Annotated in this window: 21 protein-coding genes and 2 tRNA genes; 7 read left to right on the top strand and 16 right to left on the bottom strand. The window is 28.8% G+C overall.

Annotated features, from left to right (window positions below):
* Positions 1–76 precede the first annotated feature (76 nt).
* From typA to ACFQ5N_RS09200, 3 genes are all read left to right on the top strand, one after another.
* On the top strand, positions 77–1,846 hold the full coding sequence (typA, locus tag ACFQ5N_RS09210) for a translational GTPase TypA (protein WP_386809205.1): 1,770 nt from the start codon (positions 77–79) through the stop codon (positions 1,844–1,846).
* A gap of 176 nt (positions 1,847–2,022) precedes the next feature.
* On the top strand, positions 2,023–2,655 hold the full coding sequence (locus ACFQ5N_RS09205) for a DUF2202 domain-containing protein (RefSeq protein ID WP_386809204.1): 633 nt from the start codon (positions 2,023–2,025) through the stop codon (positions 2,653–2,655).
* A 4-nt stretch (positions 2,656–2,659) separates the two neighbouring features.
* On the top strand, positions 2,660–3,220 hold the full coding sequence (locus tag ACFQ5N_RS09200; protein ID WP_386809203.1) for a c-type cytochrome: 561 nt from the start codon (positions 2,660–2,662) through the stop codon (positions 3,218–3,220).
* A gap of 77 nt (positions 3,221–3,297) precedes the next feature.
* On the opposite strand, the gene ACFQ5N_RS09195 is transcribed toward ACFQ5N_RS09200, so the two are convergent.
* On the bottom strand, positions 3,298–3,861 hold the full coding sequence (locus ACFQ5N_RS09195) for a hypothetical protein (protein WP_386809202.1): 564 nt from the start codon (positions 3,859–3,861) through the stop codon (positions 3,298–3,300).
* Positions 3,842–4,084, bottom strand: a complete 243-nt coding sequence (locus ACFQ5N_RS09190; RefSeq protein WP_386809201.1) for a hypothetical protein — start codon at positions 4,082–4,084, stop codon at positions 3,842–3,844. Before ACFQ5N_RS09190 ends, ACFQ5N_RS09195 begins: the two co-directional genes overlap by 20 nt.
* 158 nt (positions 4,085–4,242) lie before the next feature.
* Here ACFQ5N_RS09190 and ACFQ5N_RS09185 point away from each other — a divergent pair, with 158 nt between their 5' ends.
* The gene (locus tag ACFQ5N_RS09185) at positions 4,243–5,298 is read left to right on the top strand and encodes a hypothetical protein (protein ID WP_386809200.1); all 1,056 of its coding nucleotides are present in this window, start codon (positions 4,243–4,245) and stop codon (positions 5,296–5,298) included.
* Positions 5,299–5,349: 51 nt separating this feature from the next.
* On the opposite strand, the gene ACFQ5N_RS09180 is transcribed toward ACFQ5N_RS09185, so the two are convergent.
* From ACFQ5N_RS09180 to ACFQ5N_RS09170, 3 genes are all read right to left on the bottom strand, one after another.
* On the bottom strand, positions 5,350–9,105 hold the full coding sequence (locus ACFQ5N_RS09180; RefSeq protein ID WP_386809199.1) for a PAS domain S-box protein: 3,756 nt from the start codon (positions 9,103–9,105) through the stop codon (positions 5,350–5,352).
* A gap of 308 nt (positions 9,106–9,413) precedes the next feature.
* Positions 9,414–9,497: transfer RNA gene (locus tag ACFQ5N_RS09175), tRNA-Leu, on the bottom strand.
* 44 nt (positions 9,498–9,541) lie between these two features.
* A tRNA-Lys gene (locus tag ACFQ5N_RS09170) sits at positions 9,542–9,614 on the bottom strand.
* A 119-nt stretch (positions 9,615–9,733) separates the two neighbouring features.
* Between ACFQ5N_RS09170 and ACFQ5N_RS09165 the strand changes: the two genes are divergently transcribed.
* The gene (locus ACFQ5N_RS09165; protein ID WP_386809198.1) at positions 9,734–10,243 is read left to right on the top strand and encodes a shikimate kinase; all 510 of its coding nucleotides are present in this window, start codon (positions 9,734–9,736) and stop codon (positions 10,241–10,243) included.
* Here the strand turns inward: ACFQ5N_RS09165 and ACFQ5N_RS09160 are convergent.
* From ACFQ5N_RS09160 to ACFQ5N_RS09150, 3 genes are read right to left on the bottom strand one after another with little or no spacing between them, the layout of a single operon-like run.
* Positions 10,235–10,732 carry a phosphoribosyltransferase family protein gene (locus ACFQ5N_RS09160; protein ID WP_386809197.1) on the bottom strand — a complete coding sequence of 166 codons (498 nt, stop codon included), beginning with the start codon at positions 10,730–10,732 and terminating at the stop codon, positions 10,235–10,237. The two genes, ACFQ5N_RS09165 and ACFQ5N_RS09160, sit on opposite strands and share 9 nt — an antisense overlap.
* A 6-nt stretch (positions 10,733–10,738) precedes the next feature.
* Positions 10,739–11,326, bottom strand: a complete 588-nt coding sequence (locus ACFQ5N_RS09155; protein WP_386809196.1) for an SAM-dependent methyltransferase — start codon at positions 11,324–11,326, stop codon at positions 10,739–10,741.
* A gap of 10 nt (positions 11,327–11,336) precedes the next feature.
* Positions 11,337–11,708 carry an RNA-binding S4 domain-containing protein gene (locus ACFQ5N_RS09150; protein WP_386809195.1) on the bottom strand — a complete coding sequence of 124 codons (372 nt, stop codon included), beginning with the start codon at positions 11,706–11,708 and terminating at the stop codon, positions 11,337–11,339.
* A 78-nt stretch (positions 11,709–11,786) separates the two neighbouring features.
* Here ACFQ5N_RS09150 and ACFQ5N_RS09145 point away from each other — a divergent pair, with 78 nt between their 5' ends.
* Entirely contained in the window at positions 11,787–12,626 is an 840-nt protein-coding gene (locus tag ACFQ5N_RS09145; RefSeq protein WP_386809194.1) for an FKBP-type peptidyl-prolyl cis-trans isomerase, read from the top strand.
* 73 nt (positions 12,627–12,699) lie between these two features.
* On the opposite strand, the gene ACFQ5N_RS09140 is transcribed toward ACFQ5N_RS09145, so the two are convergent.
* From ACFQ5N_RS09140 to clpB, 7 genes are all read right to left on the bottom strand, one after another.
* Positions 12,700–13,305, bottom strand: coding sequence for an outer membrane beta-barrel protein (locus tag ACFQ5N_RS09140; RefSeq protein ID WP_386809193.1), 606 nt, complete (start codon positions 13,303–13,305; stop codon positions 12,700–12,702).
* Positions 13,306–13,352: 47 nt separating this feature from the next.
* The gene (locus ACFQ5N_RS09135; RefSeq protein WP_386809192.1) at positions 13,353–14,306 is read right to left on the bottom strand and encodes a transketolase family protein; all 954 of its coding nucleotides are present in this window, start codon (positions 14,304–14,306) and stop codon (positions 13,353–13,355) included.
* Between the two features lie 53 nt (positions 14,307–14,359).
* Positions 14,360–14,941 (bottom strand): Maf-like protein, encoded by a 582-nt coding sequence (locus tag ACFQ5N_RS09130; protein ID WP_386809191.1) that lies wholly within the window; start codon positions 14,939–14,941, stop codon positions 14,360–14,362.
* Positions 14,942–14,945: 4 nt separating this feature from the next.
* A complete protein-coding gene (locus ACFQ5N_RS09125; protein WP_386809190.1) occupies positions 14,946–15,851 on the bottom strand; it encodes a geranylgeranylglycerol-phosphate geranylgeranyltransferase in 906 nt (301 codons plus the stop codon).
* Between the two features lie 5 nt (positions 15,852–15,856).
* On the bottom strand, positions 15,857–16,315 hold the full coding sequence (gene smpB, locus ACFQ5N_RS09120) for an SsrA-binding protein SmpB (protein WP_386809189.1): 459 nt from the start codon (positions 16,313–16,315) through the stop codon (positions 15,857–15,859).
* A gap of 72 nt (positions 16,316–16,387) precedes the next feature.
* Entirely contained in the window at positions 16,388–16,897 is a 510-nt protein-coding gene (locus ACFQ5N_RS09115) for a SixA phosphatase family protein (protein ID WP_386809188.1), read from the bottom strand.
* A gap of 85 nt (positions 16,898–16,982) precedes the next feature.
* On the bottom strand, positions 16,983–19,571 hold the full coding sequence (gene clpB, locus ACFQ5N_RS09110; RefSeq protein WP_386809187.1) for an ATP-dependent chaperone ClpB: 2,589 nt from the start codon (positions 19,569–19,571) through the stop codon (positions 16,983–16,985).
* Positions 19,572–19,711: 140 nt separating this feature from the next.
* Here clpB and ytxJ point away from each other — a divergent pair, with 140 nt between their 5' ends.
* On the top strand, positions 19,712–20,110 hold the full coding sequence (ytxJ, locus tag ACFQ5N_RS09105) for a bacillithiol system redox-active protein YtxJ (protein ID WP_386809186.1): 399 nt from the start codon (positions 19,712–19,714) through the stop codon (positions 20,108–20,110).
* A gap of 46 nt (positions 20,111–20,156) precedes the next feature.
* Here ytxJ and fahA read toward each other — a convergent pair whose 3' ends face one another.
* Positions 20,157–21,449 (bottom strand): fumarylacetoacetase, encoded by a 1,293-nt coding sequence (gene fahA / locus ACFQ5N_RS09100; protein WP_386809185.1) that lies wholly within the window; start codon positions 21,447–21,449, stop codon positions 20,157–20,159.
* Positions 21,450–21,481: the final 32 nt, after the last annotated feature.

Here is a 21,481-nt window from a genome sequence, read left to right as displayed (position 1 = left end):
TATTAATCATTCTTTCAGTTTTGTAGTAATAAACAAAATAAAACACTTACTTTTGCAACTTCTTAAAAAACAGAATATGCAATCTATCAGAAACATAGCAATTATTGCTCACGTTGACCACGGTAAAACTACATTGGTTGATAAAATTATTGACCAAGCTCACATTTTAGATGAGCGTAAAGCACGTACAGAATTATTATTAGATAATAATGACTTAGAACGTGAACGTGGAATTACTATATTATCTAAAAATGTTTCAATTACATATAAAGATGTAAAAATTAATGTAATTGATACACCAGGTCACGCCGATTTTGGAGGTGAAGTAGAGCGTGTTTTAAAAATGGCTGATGGTGTTTTACTTTTAGTTGATGCTTTTGAAGGACCAATGCCACAAACACGTTTTGTACTTGGAAAAGCACTAGAACTTGGATTAACACCAATTGTAGTTATTAATAAAGTTGACAAACCAAATTGTACTCCAGATATTGTTCACGATAAAGTATTTGATTTAATGTTTGCTTTGGATGCAACTGAAGAGCAATTAGATTTTGCTTCAATTTACGGTTCGGCCAAAAATGGATGGATGAGTTATGATTGGAAAGATGAAACAGATAATATTGTTCCATTATTAGATTCAATTATTGAAAATATTCCTGCAGCTCCTTATTTAGAAGGTACACCACAAATGCAAATTACTTCATTAGATTTTACATCTTTTGTTGGAAGAATTGCAATTGGACGTGTATTTAGAGGTGATTTAGAAGAAGGTAAAGATTATATGCTTTGTAAAGCTGACGGTACAAATAAAAAAGTTAGAATTAAAGAATTACACACTTTTGAAGGTTTAGGTAAAAATAAAGTGAAATCTGTAAGAAGTGGTGATATTTGTGCTATTACTGGTGTTGAAGGTTTTGATATTGGAGATACCATTGCAGATTTTGAAAACCCAGAACCATTACCAAGGTTAAAGGTAGATGAACCTACTATGAGTATGTTATTTACAATTAACAATTCTCCGTTTTATGGAAAAGAAGGTAAATATGTAACTTCTCGTCATTTACGTGATAGATTATACAAAGAAACTGAGAAAAATTTAGCTTTAAGAGTTGAAGATACTGATACTGAAGATAAATTTAATGTTTACGGTAGAGGAATTCTGCATTTATCAGTTTTAATTGAAACAATGCGTAGAGAAGGATATGAATTGCAAGTAGGTAGACCACAAGTAATTATCAAAGAAATTGATGGTGTTAAATGTGAACCTTATGAAACTTTAGTAATTGATGTACCTGAAGCATTGGCAAGTAAAGCAATTAACTTAGTAAGTTTAAGAAAAGGAGATATGTTAGTAATGGAGCCAAAAGGTGATATGCAACATTTAGAATTTGATATTCCTTCTCGTGGTTTAATTGGTTTACGTAATAAAATTTTAACAGCAACGCAAGGTGAAGCTATTATAAACCATAGATTACGTGGTTTTGACCCGTATAAAGGAGATATTGAAACTTCAGTTAATGGAGCTTTAGTTTCAGGTGATGCTGGTAAAGCAACTGCTTATTCTTTAGATAAATTAGGAGATAGAGGAATATTCTTTATCGATATTAATCAAGAAATTTACAAAGGACAAGTTGTTGGTGAAAATAACAGACAAGAAGATATGTCTATTAACCTAACAAAAGGTAAAAAGTTGACAAACGTTCGTAAGTCTGGAACAGATTCAGCAGTAAATATTGCTCCTAAAAAAGAATTTTCTTTAGAAGAATGTATGGAGTATATTAAAACTGACGAGTATTTAGAGGTTACACCTTTAAGTTTAAGAATTCGTAAAATAAACTTTAGATAATACATAATTATTTACAACAAAAAAAGCTTCCAATTTGGAAGCTTTTTTTTTGCTTTAAAATAAGCTTTATGTTTAAAAGAAATACCAAAATTTTAGTAACTATTGTTACCATTAGCAATTCAAACTATATTAAAAACTTAGGGTCTAACAATGTATAATCTAATAAAAAAGATACCATGAAAAATTTATTTTTATACGGCTTTATTGCTACTTTTACATTGATTACCAGTTGTTCAAGTAACGATTCTGAGATCATTCAAGAGGATCTAAATTTGAGTGTTAGTTCAGCATTAACAAATGAAGAAATTACCGATTTGATTTTTTTGAGAGAAGAAGAAAAATTAGCACGAGATGTATATCTATATTCGTATGAATTATATGGTAATCCAATTTTTAAAAACATATCAAATAGTGAACAAACTCACATGGATACAGTATTAGCATTACTTAATAAATACAATATCAATGATCCTGCATCAAACGTAAAAGGAGAGTTTTACAATAATGAATTGCAAGAAATTTATGAACATTTAATTCAGCAATCATCAATTTCAGAAGTTGAAGCTTTAAAAGTTGGAAATATAATTGAAGATTTAGACATTAAAGACTTACAGTTAAATGAAGAAAGAACTATTAAAACAGATTTATTAACAGCTTATGGGGCACTAAAATGTGGGTCAAGAAATCATTTAAGAAATTATTATGAGCAATTGATTAAAAAAAACGTTGTATACAGTCCTATGTATATATCTGAAAGTGAATTCGAAGAAATAGTTTCAACATCAAATGAAAAATGTACAAATAATTAAAATTATGGAAATATTAAAAAAAACAAGTGTTTTAGTAATGTTAATAGCGCTATTATTTAGTTGTAATACAGAAAAAAAGGAAGCTAAAAATACTGATCATAAGATTGTTACAGATTTAGTTCATGCTAATACTAATGAGAATGGATTAAAATTATTACAACAAAAGTGTTATGCTTGTCATTCAATTACCTCAAAATCTCATGATGAAATTATTGCACCTCCAATGATTGCTGTTAAAAGGAGGTATCAAATGTCTTTTTCAAATGAAAATGATTTTGTTAATGGATTAACAAGTTGGGTTATGAACCCTGAAGAACAAAATGCGTTAATGAGAGGAGCTATTTCAAATTTTAATATAATGCCAAAGCAACCTTTTAACGAAGATGAAATACGTATTATAGCAGCTTACATGTATCAAAATGAATTAGAAGCTCCTAGTTGGTTTGAACAGCATTTTACAGAAGAACACCCAAATGGAATGGGAAACGGAAACGGAAATGGAAACAGAAATAGAAATGGTAACGGGAACGGAATGGGAAGAGGTAATGGATACCACAGAAATTAATAGAACTTAATATACAAACAAAAACAGGTTTTCAATTCTATGAAAACCTGTTTTCTTTTAGTAAAAGAATATTTACTTTAATCGTTTGATTCTTTTTTGTCATTAGTTTGTTTTTCGGTATCAGATTTAGTTTGAAAAAAACCTGTTAAAACACCAAATAAATCTTCAAAAATGGCATATTTAATCAACTGCGTATGTACATTTATAAATTCTTTATCGTTTTCAATTTTTTCTTCTATTTGTATTCTTTCTATTTCAACACCTTTAACAGTAGGCTCTTGGTTAATATCTATATTTAATAATGGCAACACAAATTTCATAAACAAATTGGTAAACAAAGGTTTACCTGTTGCTTTCATTTTTAAAAGTAAAATTCCAACGGTAATTAAATATAATATAGAAATTAATAAAAAGCCCATATATTTACTTTCAAATAATGAATTTAAAAAATCAGCCAGCACAATTGAGCCAAAAACAATAATAATTAAAAGAAGTACTGAAATAAGAAATACTGAAGAAATTCCACCCAAAAAAGTAGCTAATCTTTCAGATTGTCGCATTCCAAAAAGTTTCAAATAATTTTGAATTAAACTTTCACCATTTTTTGAAATGTCTGCTATGTTATTCTTTAGATTCTTCATAATTTAAATTTAAAAGTAAATTTTTTAGTTTATCCTTTAAAACAATAGCGTCTTCTGAATCTAAGTTTTCAAGTTGCTCTATAACTTTAGTTATTGTTTTTAGTTTTTTTGAAATTGCATTTTTTTCATCGTTTCGCCAAATATAAGCGCCTAATAATAAGCCTGCAATTCCGCCAGCAACACCAGCAATAATTAATTTTGAATCATCCTTTTTCAAATCCATAGATTTTTTTATTTAATTGGTAATTAAAACATAAAATTAAATAAATTTATTTACTAATCAGTGTTTCAACTGGTTTCTTATTTAAAGGGTAAAATTTATTAACTAAGCTAGTTTGAATAATGTTACTATATTTGTTTTCTAAAGTTTAAATAAAATTTATGAAATTAGTTTCTAAAATATTTTTTTTATTGTTGTTTGTAATTGGTTTACACTCAAATAAAATAAGTGCACAATACTCTTCAAAAAAAATTAAAACAAAATACGAAGCCTATACAGATAGTTTAAAGCAAGTTGATTATGATTATATTTTCCCTGCTTTAGGACAAAAAGTGTATGAAAAAGGATTTGATATTCCTTATCCGGTTGGTATAATGACAAATTCTATTTGGATGCGTCAAGACATTGTTTTTAGTAATTTTCAACTTGGTTTTAAAAATGACAATAGAGATATTCCATTAACGGATGTTGATTTTATTAAATTTGGGCAAAACACTAATAATTCTCAAAATTATACGGTTAGACCAGATGTTTGGGTATTACCTTTTTTAAATGTATACGGATTATTTGGGTTTGGAAGTTCAACAACTGATGTTAATGTAATTGCGCCAATTAACTTAAATGCCGTTGTAGAACAAGATTTAAGAACTTCAGGATTTGGTATTATGGGAGCCGGTGGAGTAGGACCTGTATGGATTTCAGTTGATGCAAATTGGACTTGGAACAAGCCAAAATTATTAGATAAACCTGTAAAAGTGAATGTTATGGGAATTAGAGTTGGACATACGTTTGTGTTTAAACATAATCCAAAACGAAACTTTGCTGTTTGGGTTGGTGGTATGAGAGCTAAAATGGGTTCTGAAACTTCAGGAGAAATTACTTTAAATGAGGCTTTACCCAGTGATGTTTGGGATAGAAAAGATGAAATAGTTAGTGATTATGAAGATTGGAAAAACTCACCTGCTTTTGATGATTTAACTGCAAAACAAAAAGTTATTGTTAATACAGTTTTAGATCCTATAGTAAATGCAATTGATAATGTAGTTGGAGATGGAGTAGTGAGGTATGCAATGGATAAACAAACTAAAGATTTGTGGAATGGAATTATTGGAGCTCAATTTCAATTAAATAAAAATTGGCAATTTAGAACCGAAGGCGGAATAATAGGAAATAGAAAATCATTTATGCTTTCAGCAAATTATCGTTTTCTACTTTAAAACTAACTAAAAAAGGGAAGTAATTGTTTTACTTCCCTTTTTTATAGGGATTTATTCAACCAAAAGTTTCTCTATTGTTTGAAATAATAGCTCTTTATTTATTGGTTTAACAACATAGTCATTACAACCAATTTCTAATGCTTTTTCTTTGTCTCCTGACATCGCATAAGCAGTTTGAGCTATAATTAAAACATCTTTGTTAAACTTTCTTATTTCTTTTGTTGCATCATAACCGTTCATTAATGGCATTTTAATATCCATTAAAATTAAATCTATATCTGGGTTGTTTTTACAATATGCAATGGCTTCAATACCATTTTCAACAATTGTAATATTTAAAAAATCATCCTTTAAAATAGTTTCTAAAAAGTAAGAACTAACCGTATCATCTTCAACAATAAGTAAATTTAAATTTTTAATTGTTGATTTTCCGTATTCTATGGTATTTTGAGTGAGTACTGCTTCTTCAGTTGTTTTTTGTGTGTGAGGTAAACTAAACGTAAAAGTAGATCCATTACCTTCAGTAGATTGAACAAATATTTCACCTCCAAGCATTGTGATATATGCTTTTGTAATAGCTAAACCTAAACCTGAACCTTCAAACACTCTAGAATCTTCAATATCTGCTTGTTCAAACCTATTAAAAATACAGTTTATCCTATTTTTAGGAATACCAATTCCTGTATCTTTTACTTGAAATTCTATTGTATTTTCTTTTAAATAATAGCCTAAAGATATTTCTCCTTTTTCAGTAAATTTTAAGGCGTTTTTAATAAGGTTTGTAAGTATTCCGTGTAATTTATGACCATCTGTAACAATAGTTAAATCTTTTATTTTGTTTGATGTTTTTACAGAAAATGTTAATCCTTTCTCTTTTGCTTCAGGTAAAAAGAATGCATATAGTTCTTGAATTTGTGCTTCAACAGAAACTTCTGATGTTGAGATAACTACCTCACCAGCTTCAATTTTGGCTATATCAATAATATCATTAATTGTGTTTAACAAGCGCTCTCCACTTTTATTAATAATTGCGGAATATTCTCCAATTTTAGACTTACTTAAATTTGGTTCATTCAATAAATTGATAAAGCCAAGAATACCGTTCATTGGTGTTCTAATTTCATGACTCATATTAGACAGAAATGCACTTTTAAGTCTATCACTTTCTAATGCTTTTTCTAATGCTGTATTTAGCTGTTTTTCAATTAATTTTTGTTGAGTAATATCTTCGGCAATTTTAATATAATTAATTACCTCTCCAGATTCATTTAAAATGGTAGATATAGAAGCAGATTCCCAAAATAACTCACCGTTTTTCTTTCTATTTTGAAATTGACCTTTCCAAATATTTCCAGATTTTACAGTATCCCATAATTCTTTGTAAAATAAGGCATCTTGCATTCCAGATTTCATAATATTAGAATGTTTCCCTAATACATCTGAATTTGTAAAACCTGTTATTTCTGTAAATTTAGGATTCACATACTCAATAAATCCCTGTGTATCTGTAATAAAAACAACAGCAGGGTTTTGCTGTACTGCTGTTGAAAGTTTTAGTATGTCAACTTCAGCTTTTCTTCTTATAGAAATATCACGTATGGTACAAATTACACCTGTAAATACATCATCTTTATATTGCGGTAATATCCATCCATTTTGCCAAGTTTCTCTTTGTGCAGGTGTTATTACTTTCGCCTCAAACCAAGTAGGTTTTTTACTTTTTTTAGCTTTTTTGTAATATTTGTTAAATTCTTCTATATTATCTTTTAAAAAACCATTCAGTAAATTTTTACCTTGAATTTGATCACGGCTTGCACCTGAAATTTTTTCCATGGCAGAATTTATATAATAAACAAAATCATTTTCATCTGTTACTATTATTCCATCTTGAACTCCTTCTGTAATATCTTCATAAAATTGTTTTGTTTTTATAATTTCTTGTTCAATTATTTTTTGTTGACTAATATCAGAACCATTAAGTGTAACAATACCTTGCTCATTTGCCTTGGTACTATGCCAACTAATCCATTTATAGCTACCATCTTTACATAAATAGCGATTTTCAAAGGAATATGTTTTATTTCCTTTTAGTTGCTTTAATATTTCATTTTGTGTTCTTTGTCTGTCATCAGGATGAATAAAATCATCAATGTTTTTTGATGTAAATTCTTCAATTGAATACCCTAATATTCTTGTAACAGCTTTGTTTACTTCAATAAAGCGTTTTTTAGTAGCGTCACCTCTGGCGATTATACTAGGAGAGATGTCAAAAGTATTTTTTAAGTTTTTCTCTTGATTTCTATGTTTTTCGGCAGCTAATTTATTTTTGGTGATGTCTTGAACAATCCCAAACATTTTTTTACCATTTTCATCTTGATTACCACTAGCCCAAATCCAACGAATTTCACCACTATTTTTATGCTGAATTCTACATTCAAAATCCCAATCCGTATTTGTTTTAACAGCATTTTGAAATTTTTCATTAACTTCATCTCTATCAATTGGATGCACGTGATCTAAAAAATCATTGAATGTCCATTCAGGAATAGGTTCATTATAACCAAAAATTTGGTCGTGTTTTAAAGACCTCCATGATTCAAAGGTTTCTAAATCTAGTTCCCAAGCTCCAGTTTTTATAGCGTTTAAAGCATAATCTAGCCTGTTTTTATTTTTCAATAAAAGTTGTTCTGCTTTTTTTCGTTTGGTAACATTTATTATACCAATTATTGCTCCTTCATAGTTATTATCCTTGTTGAAGATTGGTGCTGTTGATATATTACAAAAAATACGATTTCCACTTTTACAAATAAACTCAAAATCATCCTGTTCATTTAATTCTATGTTTGTTTGTTTTAAACAACTATTAATCTCTTCTGCAACAGTTATATCCATAAAATCAACTAAAGGTTTTCCAATCATTTCATTCACGGAATACCCCAACATTTTTTCAATACTAGGATTTACAAAACTTGTAATATTATTTTCATTTATAACCCAAATCCCTTCTTGTGTTAAATTTATTAAATCTCTGTATTTTTCTTCACTTTTACGCAGTTCTATTTCATATTGTTTTTTCTCGTTCAATAACTTAGCTTGTTGTAAACTATTAAAACTTAAAGTTGAAATAAGTACGGCAAGTTTAGAATAGAATTTCATTCCAGACTCAATAGTTTCTTTATTAAAGTTGGGTACACGTTTTAATGCTGAGAGATATTCATCTTCATCAAATCCATATTTTTTTGCCTGTTTTTTAAAAAGCTCAATATCTACTTTTTCATTGTTTAGTAAATATTGTCCCATAAAAACATTTCCAACATGTTTATCACCAATGATTATTGGTGTAACAATATCCCATAAATTGTTTTTACATTTATATGCTTTAAATGTGCCTTTAGGAACATTTTTTGTTAAAACCACATCACTTTCTACACAATTTTTTAACGTATCTGGGTTGCACCTGTGAAATTTTGTGCAAATGTCTTGCCAGCCAACTGAAACCAAAATATTCCCTTTTACATCAACAATAGCACCTACCATACCAGTAATATCATAAAAATCAGACATTATTGATTGCATTACTTCAATATCAATAATTTCAGAAAGCTCTAAAGAATCAATATCTACTTCCAAATTAACATTTGTTTTTTGAGAAATAAAATCAAGAAATTGGTTGCTCTCAATTAAAAAATCTTCAGTTTGATGTTTACTTGAAGTTTCTAATGAAACCTCTAGTTTAGAAAGTTTAGTTTCTAATTGATTTACTTTAATTATAAGCTCTTCTTTAGTTAAATGGGAGTTATTTTGCATATAATTTTAGATTAGGGTATTTGCAATATACAAATTTTTTGGTAGTAATAAATAACAAGGAAATAAAATAGATGAAAGCTGAGTATCTTATTCATTATGAGTAGATTATATTCATATAAGTTATTATACTAAACCGTAATTAAAATTCGTTAAAAATGATTTTTAAAAAATCTTTAGAGCAATTATTTAAGCTATTTATATTCAAAATTATTTTGGTGAAATTTTAAGAAAAATAAAAGCTATAAGCTGTAGAAATTGAATATACTAATGTAAAAGCATTTCAAAAAAGAAGAATTGTAGCATAAAAGTGCACATAACAGGACTTGAACCTGCACGTCCTTTCGGACACGAGCCCCTCAAGCCCGCGCGTCTACCAATTCCGCCATATGTGCATTATGTATAAAAAAAAAGTTAAGCAAATGCTTAACTTTTTTTGTGACCTGGCTGGGGCTCGAACCCAGGACCACCTCCTTAAAAGGGAGGTGCTCTACCAACTGAGCTACCAGGTCAAATATCCCTTTCATTATTGCGAGTGCAAATATACTATCAAAAATGTATTCTGCAAGTTTTTTTATGTACTTTTTTAAACGATATTTGTTTTTTTTTAATTTCAATATAAATTATTCAAATGAAGATTGTTTTATTAGGTTATATGGCAAGTGGAAAATCTGCTGTAGGAAAGGTATTAGCAAAAAAAATGAATTTGCAATTTATTGATTTAGATGATTTTATTGAAAAGAAAGAAGGAAAATCAATTTCAGATATTTTTGACTTGCATGGTGAAATCTATTTTAGACGAGTTGAAGCAATATATTTGGAGGAAGTATTAAATTTATCTGAAAATTGTATTATTTCACTAGGAGGAGGCACTCCGTGCTATGGAAATAACATGGAATATTTGAAAAACAAATCGGTTTCGTTCTATTTAAACGCGTCTATACAAACAATTTTTGATAGGCTAGAAGGTGAAACTTCACAACGACCATTAGTAGCTACCATAGGAAAAGAAAATTTAAAAGAATATTTGGCTAAACATTTGTTTGAGCGTAACCCTTTTTATCAAAAAGCCGATTTCACAATTTCAGTAGACAATAAAAGTTTAAATACTATTGTAGAAGCTATTGAGGAATTAGTTTAAAACAACGTAAGAGTCGCCATTTTCAAAAACAACATCAACTCTTTCATGCATAGAAGTAGAAAGTGATAACCCTTTAAAATCTGCTTTTACTGGGAATTTTTTATGGTTTCTATTAATAAGAACTGCTGTTTTAAATCGTTTTAAAGGAACCTCTAAAAAATGTTTAATTCCATAAATTAAAGTGGCTCCAGAGCTTAAAACATCATCAATTAACACCAAAGATTTGTTTGTATATAGTTTTGAATCAATATCTGTAGTAATTTTATTTAACGGATTTTTCTTGTCAATTTTAACCAAACATAATTGAATTTCTAAATCTGAAATTTCTTTTAAAATAGCAGTTATTTTTTCAGCAAAAATATAGCCATTACCATTTATTCCTGCAATAATAATTTCTTTTTCATTACTATTAGATTCGTAAATTTCATAAGCAATACGTCGTGTTTTGTTAGTAATTTGCTCGTGATTTAAAATAACTGAACTTTCCATTAAATATTATTTTTTTTCAAATATAAAAAACAATTCTCTATCGTGTCTTGGTTTTATTGAATTAAAACATTTTTCTAAAACTTTTATTTGAAACTTTTGTTCAAAAATACTTTTGTATTCTTTTTCACTACCTCCAAAAGGTGGACCTGCAGTTGTAAGTTCAAAATCAAATAACACTCCTGCAATTTTGCCTTTCTTGTTTAAAAGCTCAAACATTTTTTGACCATATAAATTTCTTAAACTTGGATGAAGCGCACAAAAAAAAGTTTGTTCTAATATTAAATCATATGAATGTTGATGCTCAAAAAAGTTTTGATGGAACAGTTTATTATTTGGAAAATTAGGGATTCTACTTTTAATATTTTTTAGAGGTTGTTCTGCAATATCAATTACAGAAATATTTTTAAATCCTTTGTTGTACAAATACTCAATTTCATGTCCGTTTCCTGCACCAGGAACTAAAATTTGAAGATTTTTATTTGTTAATTGATCAATATACAATTTCATTGGTGTTGAAACATAACCAATATCCCATCCTGTTTTATTGTTTTTATATTTAGTTTCCCAATAATCTTTATTAAAATTAGTGTTCATAAATTAAAAATTACAGGTCTTCATCAGCATATTCATCAAGTTCTCTTCGGTCTTTTTTGGTTGGTCTTCCTGTACCTTTTTTACGATAATAATCTTTAGAATATTTCAATAATTCTAACTTCTCAAAAGCTTCTGCAGGAGTTATATCTTTTCGGTATAAATCAACCAATTTAGCACCTAAGCGACTTTTTGGAATATCTAAAACCTCTAATTCATAATTTATTTGATTTTTTCGTACTGAAATTTTATCGCCATTATAAACTAATTTTGATGCTTTTGCAGCGCCATCATTTATTTTAACTTGATTTTTTTTACAAGCTTCAGTTGCAATGTTTCTTGTTTTAAAAAAACGAATACACCACAAATATTTATCAATTCTCATATATTAAAGTTAAATTTAACTTTTAGCTTTTAACAAAGATATGAAAATAGTATCTTGCGACGTTTAAAAATTTAATCAATGAAAATTAAAAATTTACTTATAATACTTGCCATTTTTTTGTTTGTTTTTGCTTGTGGTAAAGATGATGACAATTATAATGAAGAAGACCAAGCTTTGATAGATGATGAAGCTTTGGTTGAATATTTACAAACACATTATTTAAATGAAGAAGATGGTGGAATTTGGACAATTGATGCTGGGCAAACACCTTTAATGGAGCAAGTAGATGTTGATTATATTGATTATAATGATATTTCGTATAAATTGTATTATTTATCTGAAAATGAAGGAGCAACCATTTCTCCTTCAACTGTAGATTCTGTTTACACAACTTACGTTGGAATGCTTTTAGACAGTACTGTTTTTGACATAGGTTCTTCATTAAGATGGTTTTCGTTAACAGGAACAATACCAGGTTGGGGTTACGGATTTAGCAATTTTAAAGGAGGTAATATTGTAGTGAATGATGATGAATCTTTTTATTTTGAAGATTACGGAAAAGGTATTTTGTTTATTCCTTCAGGTTTAGCTTATGGTAACAATGAACAAGGTTCAATTCCTAAAAATGCTAATTTAATTTTTGAAATGACTTTACAAGATGTAAATAGAGCCGATCAAGATTTAGATTTAGTTCCTTCTTTTGAAGAAGATTTAAATAATAATAGGTCAATGGTTGATGATGATACTGATGGCGATGGAGCTCCAAATTTTATAGATTCTGATGATGATGGCGATGGTGTTTTAACAAAGTATGAAGATATTAATAGAGATGGAAATCCTATGAATGATGATACAGATGGAGATGGAATTCCTAATTATTTAGATGCTGACGATACAGAAAGTATTGAAGATTTATAATTAAGATATTATACAAATAAAAAAAGCTTCTCAAATGAGAAGCTTTTTTTTATAACTATTTTAAGAGTAACTATTATTTATCAGATAAACGATAAGAAACACCAACTCTAATTTGTGATTGTCTACTGTCTAAAGTAAAATTATCAACTACTTCTTGGCCAATAAAATCTGCTTCATTAGAGTTTATTCCACGGTCATAAATTACGTCAAAACCAAATCTTCCAATATTAGCCGAAACACCAAAATTTAAACCAACTGTTACATCTTTATCTAAATCACCTTCAATACTATTAAATTCATTACTTGTTATAAATTTAAATGCCGGACCTGCAACAATGTTTAAAGGGCCAATAATTCTAATACCAACTAAAACAGGTAAATCTATAGATGACATTTTAAAAGATTCAGAATTTCCATTTACAGTATATTCACTTGATGCTTGCGAATAAACAAGCTCTGGTCTTAAATAAATAGGACCTAAGTCTAATTTTCCGTAAATACCTACGTTAAACCCAGATTCTCCTTTTCCTTTGTTGTCAATAATATCTTCTGCATCGTCAAGTAATTCTCCATTTGAATTAAAAAGCAAACTTCCTTTAATACCCCAACTAGATTGTGCATTCAAAGAAATTAAAGTTGTCATTAAAATAAACAGAAATGTAAAACCTTTTTTTGTCATAATATATGTTTTTGAGTTATGTATTTAATAACGATGTGCAGGTAAAATTATTTTCTTGCAATAACTTTTTGTGCAGCAGCCACAACAGCCTTATCATTTAATTTGTACTTTTCCATTAATTGTGCTGGTGTACCAGATTCACCAAAACTATCATTTACAGCAACAAATTCTTGCGGTACTAAATTGTTTTGAACCAATACTCTTGAAACACTTTCACCTAAACCACCAATTACATTATGCTCTTCAGCAGTAACTATACAACCTGTTTTTGCAACAGATTTTAAAATAGCTTCTTCATCTAAAGGCTTAATTGTATGAATGTTAATAACTTCAGCACTAATTCCCATAGCTTCTAATTGCTCTGAAGCTTGTAATGCCTCCCAAACTAAATGTCCAGTAGCAACAATAGTAACGTCAGTTCCTTCAGTTAATTGAACTGCTTTCCCAACTTCAAATTTTTGATCTTCTGGAGTGAAAATTGGAACTACTGGACGACCAAAACGTAAATAAACTGGTCCGTCATATTCAGCAATTGCAATGGTTGCAGCTTTTGTTTGGTTGTAATCGCAAGTATTAATTACTGTCATACCAGGTAACATTTTCATTAACCCAATATCTTCTAAAATTTGATGTGTTGCTCCATCTTCACCCAAAGTTAAACCAGCGTGTGAAGCACATATTTTTACATTTTTATCTGAATACGCAACAGCTTGGCGAATTTGATCGTAAACTCTTCCGGTTGAAAAGTTTGCAAATGTACCAGTAAAAGGAATTTTACCTCCAATTGTTAATCCTGCCGCAATACCAATCATATTTGCTTCAGCTATACCTATTTGAAAAAAACGTTCAGGGTTTTCTTCAATAAATTTATCCATTTTTAAAGAACCAATTAAATCAGCGCACAAGGCAACTACATTTGGGTTTGTTCTTCCTAATTCAGCTAAACCTGCTCCAAAACCTGATCTTGTGTCTTTTTGTTCAGTAAATGTGTATTTTTTCATGTTGTTGTTTTAAATAAAAATCGTTCAAAAATAATGATATAAATTTGAACTAACTAAAATATTAATAATTCTTCATATAATTTATGAACAGGTAAGCCCATAACATTAAAATAACTACCTTCAAGCTTTGTAACACCTATAAAACCAATCCATTCTTGAATTCCATAACTACCAGCTTTGTCAAAAGGCTTGTATTTTTTAACATAATAACTAATTTCATTATTGGTTAATGCTTTAAAATGAACTTTTGTTACATCAAAAAACACCTTTTGCTTATCGTTTGATTTTATGCAAACAGAAGTGATTACTTTGTGCACTTTATTTGACAGTTCTTGAAGCATTTCAATTGCTTGTGCTTCATTTTTAGGCTTTTCAAGTGGTTTGTCTTGATGCCAAACAATAGTATCAGAAGTAATTACTATTTCATTATCCTTTAACAAATTATCAAAAGCTTCTGCTTTTAATTCTGCCAAATAGTTGGTAATTTCTTCAGCTTTTAAGCTTTGCGGATATACTTCGTCAATAGATTTTACTTTAATTGAAAAGTCAATATCTAAGCCTTTTAATAACTCCTGTCTTCTTGGAGAACCTGAAGCTAAAATTATATGTTTGTTTTTTAATTTTTTTGAAAGCATTATTCTAGAATTTTGAAAAAATAAGAATTGAATTCACCCCTAAAAACATAATTATTTTAAGCCAAATACTTATTTTTTGGAACTGTTTTTTAGTGGTTGATTTATTTAATTTTATAGAAGTATAAAGTAATGGTAACAAAATAAACACTACTAAATATAAGTTGAGATATTTATATTCTGAAGAATAATTTATAACAAAATACAACAAGAATAAAATAATAATTAAACAAATAAAAAGTGCTATTTTTTTTGTTCTTGAAATTCCAATTAATATTGGTAATGTGTTCATTTTCATTTTGTAATCTCCATTTACATCAATTAAATCTTTAGTTAATTCTCTAATTAAATTAATAAGAAAAGCAACAAAAGAAAGTAATACAATAAATTGCAACACTATAAATTGAGCAGGATTTTCAACAGGATAGTTTAGCTCAAAAATGACAATAATAAAAATACTACTGCAAACTAAAAAGGCAACAACAACATTCCCAATAAAAGGTAATCCTTTCAATTTTTTAGAGTAAAAATAGAGTAGTAGGCTACTTCCTAAAAATATAAATGAGTAATTAGGTTTTTCAATTTTAAGACATAAAAAAACACCTAAAGTAACTCCTAAAGCATTGGTTACTTTATACCAAGTTTTTGCTTTTTCTACGCTAACTAAATTGGGTATAATTACTTTTTTAGGTTTGTTTATAAAATCTGTGGTAATATCAAAAATATCATTAATAATATAACCAGCAGCAGTTATAAACACTACTGATGCTAATAAAACAAAAAATTGAAAATTAGATAATATGGTGTGAATTTGATAAGAAGGAAATAAAACAAATTTTATTAAAATGAAAACGTAACCAATTAACAATAAGTTTTTCCAACGAATACATTTTAAATAAACCTTTAAATCCATAAGATTTAATTAAAGTTTTTCTTAATCCTTGCCAAGTTCTTTTTATTGTCGCGATCCTTTATTACTTCACGTTTATCGTAGTTCTTTTTACCTCTACACAATGCAATATTTAATTTTGCCCAACCTTTATCAGTTAAAAACAATTTTAACGGAATTATTGTTAAACCTACATTTTGCACTTCTTTTTGAAGTTTTTTTAATTCACCTTTATTAAGCAATAATTTACGCTCACTTTTTGGTTTATGGTTGTATGAATGTCCGTACAAATATTCTTCAATAAACATATTAATAACAAACAACTCACCTTGATCATTAAACTCACAAAAACTTTCTGTTATACGCGCTTTACTTTCACGAATAGACTTAATTTCAGTACCTGTTAATTGAATTCCTGCGGTGTATGTATCTAGAATCTCGTATTCAAAACGAGCTTTTTTATTTTGTATGTTTATTTTCTTCTGCATATTGTGCAAATATACTATAAAATCAAATTGAAACACACGATTTAGTGTGTTCAAATTAAGTGTTATTTCAAGTTATTTGGAATAAGGTACTTTTATTAAAGTACTGCTTTTTTGACTATCAGTAACAGTTACAATATATAAATTGGCATTGTTTTTATCATCAATGTCTTGATATTTTTCTTCATTTAAAATAGCATTTACAAATTGCGGTGTAGTGTTGCTATGACCTACAACTAAAACAGTTTTACCTTTTGTCGCTTCTTGAAAATCAGAATTATATAATTCTTTTGGGCTATAATATAGAATTTCTAAATTTTTACTTGTAGCAGTAGGCGCCGCAGTTTGTTTGGTTCTATTGTAATTTGTAGCATAAATTAAATCAAAATTTACATTTTCAAAAACAACGCTCCAATTATTAGCTCTTAGATGTCCTTTTGCAGTTAAATTTGGGTTTTTATTTGTTTTATCTGTACGTACCTTTTCTGCGTGCCTTATTAAATAGTAAGTAGTAGTATTTGTTGTTTGTGCAGTTAAACTAAATACACAAATAAAAAGAACTATAAATAAGAATTGTTTTTTCATGGTGATAAATTTAAAATCGAAGATACATAAAAAAACTCCTTATAAAATGAATTATAAGGAGTTCTATTAATTTTATGTAGCATTTTTATTTATTCCTGAAGACAATTTTATCATCAAAAGCATCCAATAAAATATGACTTTCAGCAGTAATTCTTGCAGCCAATAATTCTTTAGATAATGAATTTAAAACATCTTTTTGAATTACTCTTTTCACTGGTCTTGCCCCAAATTGAGGATCAAACCCTTTGTTGGCTAATGTTTCAATAGCTTCAGTTGTAAATTCAATTGAAATATCTTTTTCTTTCAACATTTTAGCCAAACCTTTTAATTGAATTTCTACAATTTGATGGATTTCACTTTTATTTAAAGGCGTAAACATTATAATTTCATCAATTCTATTTAAAAATTCAGGACGTACAGTTTGTTTTAACAATCCTAAAACTTCAACTTTGGCAGCTTCAGTAATTTGATTTCTATTTTCCATTTTTATATTATCAAACTTATCTTGAATTATATGAGCTCCCATATTTGATGTCATAATAATAATGGTGTTTTTAAAATCTGCAATTCTACCTTTATTATCTGTCAATCTTCCTTCATCTAATACTTGTAATAAAATATTAAATGTATCAGGATGCGCTTTTTCAATTTCATCTAATAAAATTACTGAATAAGGCTTTCTTCTAACAGCTTCAGTTAATTGTCCACCTTCATCATAACCAACGTATCCAGGAGGCGCACCAATTAATCTACTTACTGAATGACGCTCTTGATATTCACTCATATCAATACGTGTCATTGAATTTTCATCATCAAATAAATACTCAGCCAAAGCTTTTGCCAACTCTGTTTTTCCTACACCAGTTGTACCTAAAAACAAGAAGGACCCCAAAGGTTTCTTAGTATCTTGCAAACCTGCTCGTGAACGTCTAACAGCATCAGAAACAGCAACAATAGCCTCTTCTTGACCAACAACTCTATTATGCAATTCAACTTCTAATTGCAATAATTTTTCACGATCACTTTGCAACATTTTAGTTACTGGTATTCCGGTCCATTTAGCAACAACTTCTGCAATATCATCACGCGTTACTTCTTCATTAATAAGCGCCGTTTCTGAGTTTTCATCCAATTCTTTTTGAAGCTCATTTAAATGCTCTTGTTCTTCTTTAATTTTACCATAACGAATTTCAGCTACTTTTCCATAATCACCTTCGCGCTCAGCTCGTTCAGCTTCTAATTTGTAATTATCAATGGCATCTTTAGAGTCTTGAATAGCGTCAACCAAATCTTTTTCACTTGTCCATTTTGCGCTAATTTCATTTCTATCTTCTTTTAAATTGGCCAATTCTTTTTTAAGAAGCGCCAATTTTTTCTCGTCATTTTCACGTTTAATAGCTTCAAGCTCAATTTCAATTTGCATAATTTTTCTATCCAAAACATCAAGTTCTTCTGGTTTTGAATTGATTTCCATACGTAATTTAGATGCAGCTTCATCCATTAAATCAATGGCTTTATCTGGCAAAAACCTATTTGAAATATAGCGCTGCGACAATTCTACAGAGGCAATAATAGCTTCATCTTTAATTTGTACTTTATGGTGTTGCTCGTATTTATCTTTAATTCCACGTAAAATTGAAATGGCACTTTCTGTATCTGGCTCATCAACAATTACTTTTTGAAATCTTCTTTCTAACGCTTTATCTTTTTCAAAATATTTTTGATACTCATCTAGAGTAGTAGCGCCAATTGCACGCAATTCTCCACGAGCTAAAGCAGGCTTTAAAATATTTGCAGCATCCATTGCACCTTGGCCGCCACCGGCACCCACAAGTGTATGAATTTCATCTATAAACAATACAATTTCACCATTTGCAGATGTTACTTCTTTAATTACTGCTTTTAGTCGTTCTTCAAATTCACCTTTATATTTTGCACCAGCAATTAATGCACCCATATCTAAAGAATAAATTTGTTTATCTTTTAAATTTTCTGGAATATCACCTTTTATAATTCTATGTGCTAAACCTTCAGCAATAGCTGTTTTACCAGTTCCAGGTTCACCTACAAGCATAGGATTGTTTTTGGTTCTTCGTGAAAGAATTTGAAGAATTCTTCTAATTTCTTCATCACGACCAATTACAGGGTCTAATTTTCCATCTTTTGCTAATTGATTTAAATTTTTAGCATATTTATTTAAAGAATTATAGGTTTCTTCTGCACTTTGTGATGTTACATTTCCACCTTGTCTTAATTCATCAATAGCTGCTTTTAAATGTTTTTCGGTTACACCTTGATCTTTTAATAATTGAGATATAGTATCTTTTGTTTTTAAAAGAGCCAATAATAAGTGTTCAATAGATACATATTCGTCATTCATTTTTTTAGCTTCACTTGTAGCATTATTTAGCATTTTTGAAGCACCTCTAGAAAGCATTGTATCACCTCCTGAAACTTTTGAATAACTCTCAATTATTTTATCTATTAAACTTTTTAGTAATTCTATATTTACTCCTAATTTTTTTAAAATGAAAGGAGTTACATTTTCATCAACTTCAAAAATTGCTTTTAAAATATGAGCATTTTCTATTTGTTGATTTTCTAAACTCTGTGCAATTTGCTGTCCTTGTTGAATAGCTTCTTGCGATTTAATTGTAAATTTATTAAAGTTCATAACGTTTTATCTTTTTTGTATTTATATTTGACACTTCAAACAATATTCCATTTGATATGAATGGCACAAAACAGACAAAAAGTCTTGTTTTACAAGGGTTTAAATGTCATTTTGTCTATGTTAATTTAATTTTTTACACAATGAGTTTATTTAAAAACATTTTTAATTCAAATACTTCAACAAATAAAAAACCTCAATTAAATTGGATTCCTTTAAATGAAATAAATGTATTGAGTGAACTAAAAGCAGCTTCAAATAAAAAGCCAATTCTTATTTTTAAACATAGTACAAGGTGTGGTATTAGTAGTATGGCGTTAAAAAACTTTGAAAGAAGCTTTGATATAGCAGAGGAGGAGTTAACAATTTACTTTTTAGATTTGTTGCGGTTTAGAGAAATATCTAATACAATTGTTGCTGAATTTAACGTGCAACATCAATCTCCACAGGCAATTGTAATTTATAAGGAAAAAGTAATTTACCACGATTCACATTATGGAATTTCTGTTGAAGAAATAAAAAATGTATTAAAAACTAAATAGCCCTAAAAAATTAATTTTAGAGCTATTTTTATTTTAAGATGTACAACTAATGTTTAATAGCAGGTATTATTTTGCCCGTACATTTTCCAAAACCAATTCTACCATTTTCGTTTTCACAATACCCTCTAATAATAACATTGTCGTTATCATTTACATAAGCGCGTTTAGTTCCATCTTTTAAAGTAATTGGCTCTTCACCATCTTTTGTAATTTCTAATAAAGAACCATAACTATTTTTAGTTGCACCAGAAAGTGTTCCGCTCGACATTAAATCACCAGCTCTAACGTTACAACCATTTAATGTTAAATGCGCCAACTGTTGTGAAATTGACCAATAAATATCTTTAAAATTAGAGGCACTTATACTATTCACTTCGCTATTCTCAGTTTCAATAAATGTTTGAAGCTTAATATCAAAAGCGTTGTTTTTAGATGTTTGCTTTAAATATGGTAGTAATTGTATGTTTTGTATTTCTTGGTTTGGATTTTCACATCTGTATGGTTCTAAAGCATCTAAAGTAACAATCCAAGGTGAAATAGTTGTTGCAAAACTTTTACTCGCTGCCGGACTTAAAGGTTTTGTTTCCCATTTTTGAAAATCTCTAGCGCTCCAATCATTCATAAGCACCATTCCAAAAATATATTCTTCAGCTTCATTTACAGGAATTGGCTCTCCAAAATGATTTGCAGCTGTAGTAATAAAAGCAGTTTCTAGCTCAAAATCAATTTTTTTTGAAGCACCAAAAACAGGTGCAACTCTTCCGTCAGAAATTGTTTGTCCTAAAGGTCTTTTTATAGAAGTTCCTGAAACCACTACTGTTGAAGAACGTTGATTAAAAGCTAATGGCATATGTAACCAATTAGATTCAATTTCAGTGTTTTTAAAATTAAAAATGTTTGAAACGTTATTTGCGTGGTGTTTACTAGAAAAGAAACCTGTAAAATCACCCACATCAATTGGCAATAACATTTCTACTTCATTTACATCAAATACAATAATTCCTTTATGCTTAGCATTCTCACGTAAAATAGGATTGTTTTCATCAAATACTTCTGAAATTCTATTACGTACCAAACGCCAAGTTTTTCTTCCGTCAGCAATAAAATCATTTAAAGAGTCTTGCATAAATATATCATCTGTTAAAGGTATACCTTCAAAGTAACCTAATTGATGAAATGCACCTAAATCTATGGCATATTCACCTATTCGGGTTCCTATTGTAATAATATCATCTTTGGTTATAAACACACCAAAAGGAATGTTTTGAATAGGGAAATCACACCCAGCAGTACCTTTTAACCATGATTTTCTGTTTGGATCATTTGCGGCTATTTTCATTGTTAATAAGTAAGGTATTTAGTTAATATATT

The sequence above is a fragment of the Lutibacter holmesii genome, assembly GCF_042679665.1.
GTDB lineage: Bacteria > Bacteroidota > Bacteroidia > Flavobacteriales > Flavobacteriaceae > Lutibacter > Lutibacter holmesii.
This window is presented reverse-complemented; position numbering and strand designations above follow the sequence as displayed.

What these genes read in the sequence shown, in the direction of transcription:
- typA (WP_386809205.1), top strand. Translation starts at nt 77, where the DNA reads ATGCAATCTATCAGAAACATAGCAATTATTGCTCACGTTGACCACGGT.
- ACFQ5N_RS09205 (WP_386809204.1), top strand. Translation starts at nt 2,023, where the DNA reads ATGAAAAATTTATTTTTATACGGCTTTATTGCTACTTTTACATTGATT.
- ACFQ5N_RS09200 (WP_386809203.1), top strand. Translation starts at nt 2,660, where the DNA reads ATGGAAATATTAAAAAAAACAAGTGTTTTAGTAATGTTAATAGCGCTA.
- ACFQ5N_RS09195 (WP_386809202.1), bottom strand. Translation starts at nt 3,861, where the DNA reads ATGAAGAATCTAAAGAATAACATAGCAGACATTTCAAAAAATGGTGAA.
- ACFQ5N_RS09190 (WP_386809201.1), bottom strand. Translation starts at nt 4,084, where the DNA reads ATGGATTTGAAAAAGGATGATTCAAAATTAATTATTGCTGGTGTTGCT.
- ACFQ5N_RS09185 (WP_386809200.1), top strand. Translation starts at nt 4,243, where the DNA reads ATGAAATTAGTTTCTAAAATATTTTTTTTATTGTTGTTTGTAATTGGT.
- ACFQ5N_RS09180 (WP_386809199.1), bottom strand. Translation starts at nt 9,105, where the DNA reads ATGCAAAATAACTCCCATTTAACTAAAGAAGAGCTTATAATTAAAGTA.
- ACFQ5N_RS09165 (WP_386809198.1), top strand. Translation starts at nt 9,734, where the DNA reads ATGAAGATTGTTTTATTAGGTTATATGGCAAGTGGAAAATCTGCTGTA.
- ACFQ5N_RS09160 (WP_386809197.1), bottom strand. Translation starts at nt 10,732, where the DNA reads ATGGAAAGTTCAGTTATTTTAAATCACGAGCAAATTACTAACAAAACA.
- ACFQ5N_RS09155 (WP_386809196.1), bottom strand. Translation starts at nt 11,326, where the DNA reads ATGAACACTAATTTTAATAAAGATTATTGGGAAACTAAATATAAAAAC.
- ACFQ5N_RS09150 (WP_386809195.1), bottom strand. Translation starts at nt 11,708, where the DNA reads ATGAGAATTGATAAATATTTGTGGTGTATTCGTTTTTTTAAAACAAGA.
- ACFQ5N_RS09145 (WP_386809194.1), top strand. Translation starts at nt 11,787, where the DNA reads ATGAAAATTAAAAATTTACTTATAATACTTGCCATTTTTTTGTTTGTT.
- ACFQ5N_RS09140 (WP_386809193.1), bottom strand. Translation starts at nt 13,305, where the DNA reads ATGACAAAAAAAGGTTTTACATTTCTGTTTATTTTAATGACAACTTTA.
- ACFQ5N_RS09135 (WP_386809192.1), bottom strand. Translation starts at nt 14,306, where the DNA reads ATGAAAAAATACACATTTACTGAACAAAAAGACACAAGATCAGGTTTT.
- ACFQ5N_RS09130 (WP_386809191.1), bottom strand. Translation starts at nt 14,941, where the DNA reads ATGCTTTCAAAAAAATTAAAAAACAAACATATAATTTTAGCTTCAGGT.
- ACFQ5N_RS09125 (WP_386809190.1), bottom strand. Translation starts at nt 15,851, where the DNA reads ATGGATTTAAAGGTTTATTTAAAATGTATTCGTTGGAAAAACTTATTG.
- smpB (WP_386809189.1), bottom strand. Translation starts at nt 16,315, where the DNA reads ATGCAGAAGAAAATAAACATACAAAATAAAAAAGCTCGTTTTGAATAC.
- ACFQ5N_RS09115 (WP_386809188.1), bottom strand. Translation starts at nt 16,897, where the DNA reads ATGAAAAAACAATTCTTATTTATAGTTCTTTTTATTTGTGTATTTAGT.
- clpB (WP_386809187.1), bottom strand. Translation starts at nt 19,571, where the DNA reads ATGAACTTTAATAAATTTACAATTAAATCGCAAGAAGCTATTCAACAA.
- ytxJ (WP_386809186.1), top strand. Translation starts at nt 19,712, where the DNA reads ATGAGTTTATTTAAAAACATTTTTAATTCAAATACTTCAACAAATAAA.
- fahA (WP_386809185.1), bottom strand. Translation starts at nt 21,449, where the DNA reads ATGAAAATAGCCGCAAATGATCCAAACAGAAAATCATGGTTAAAAGGT.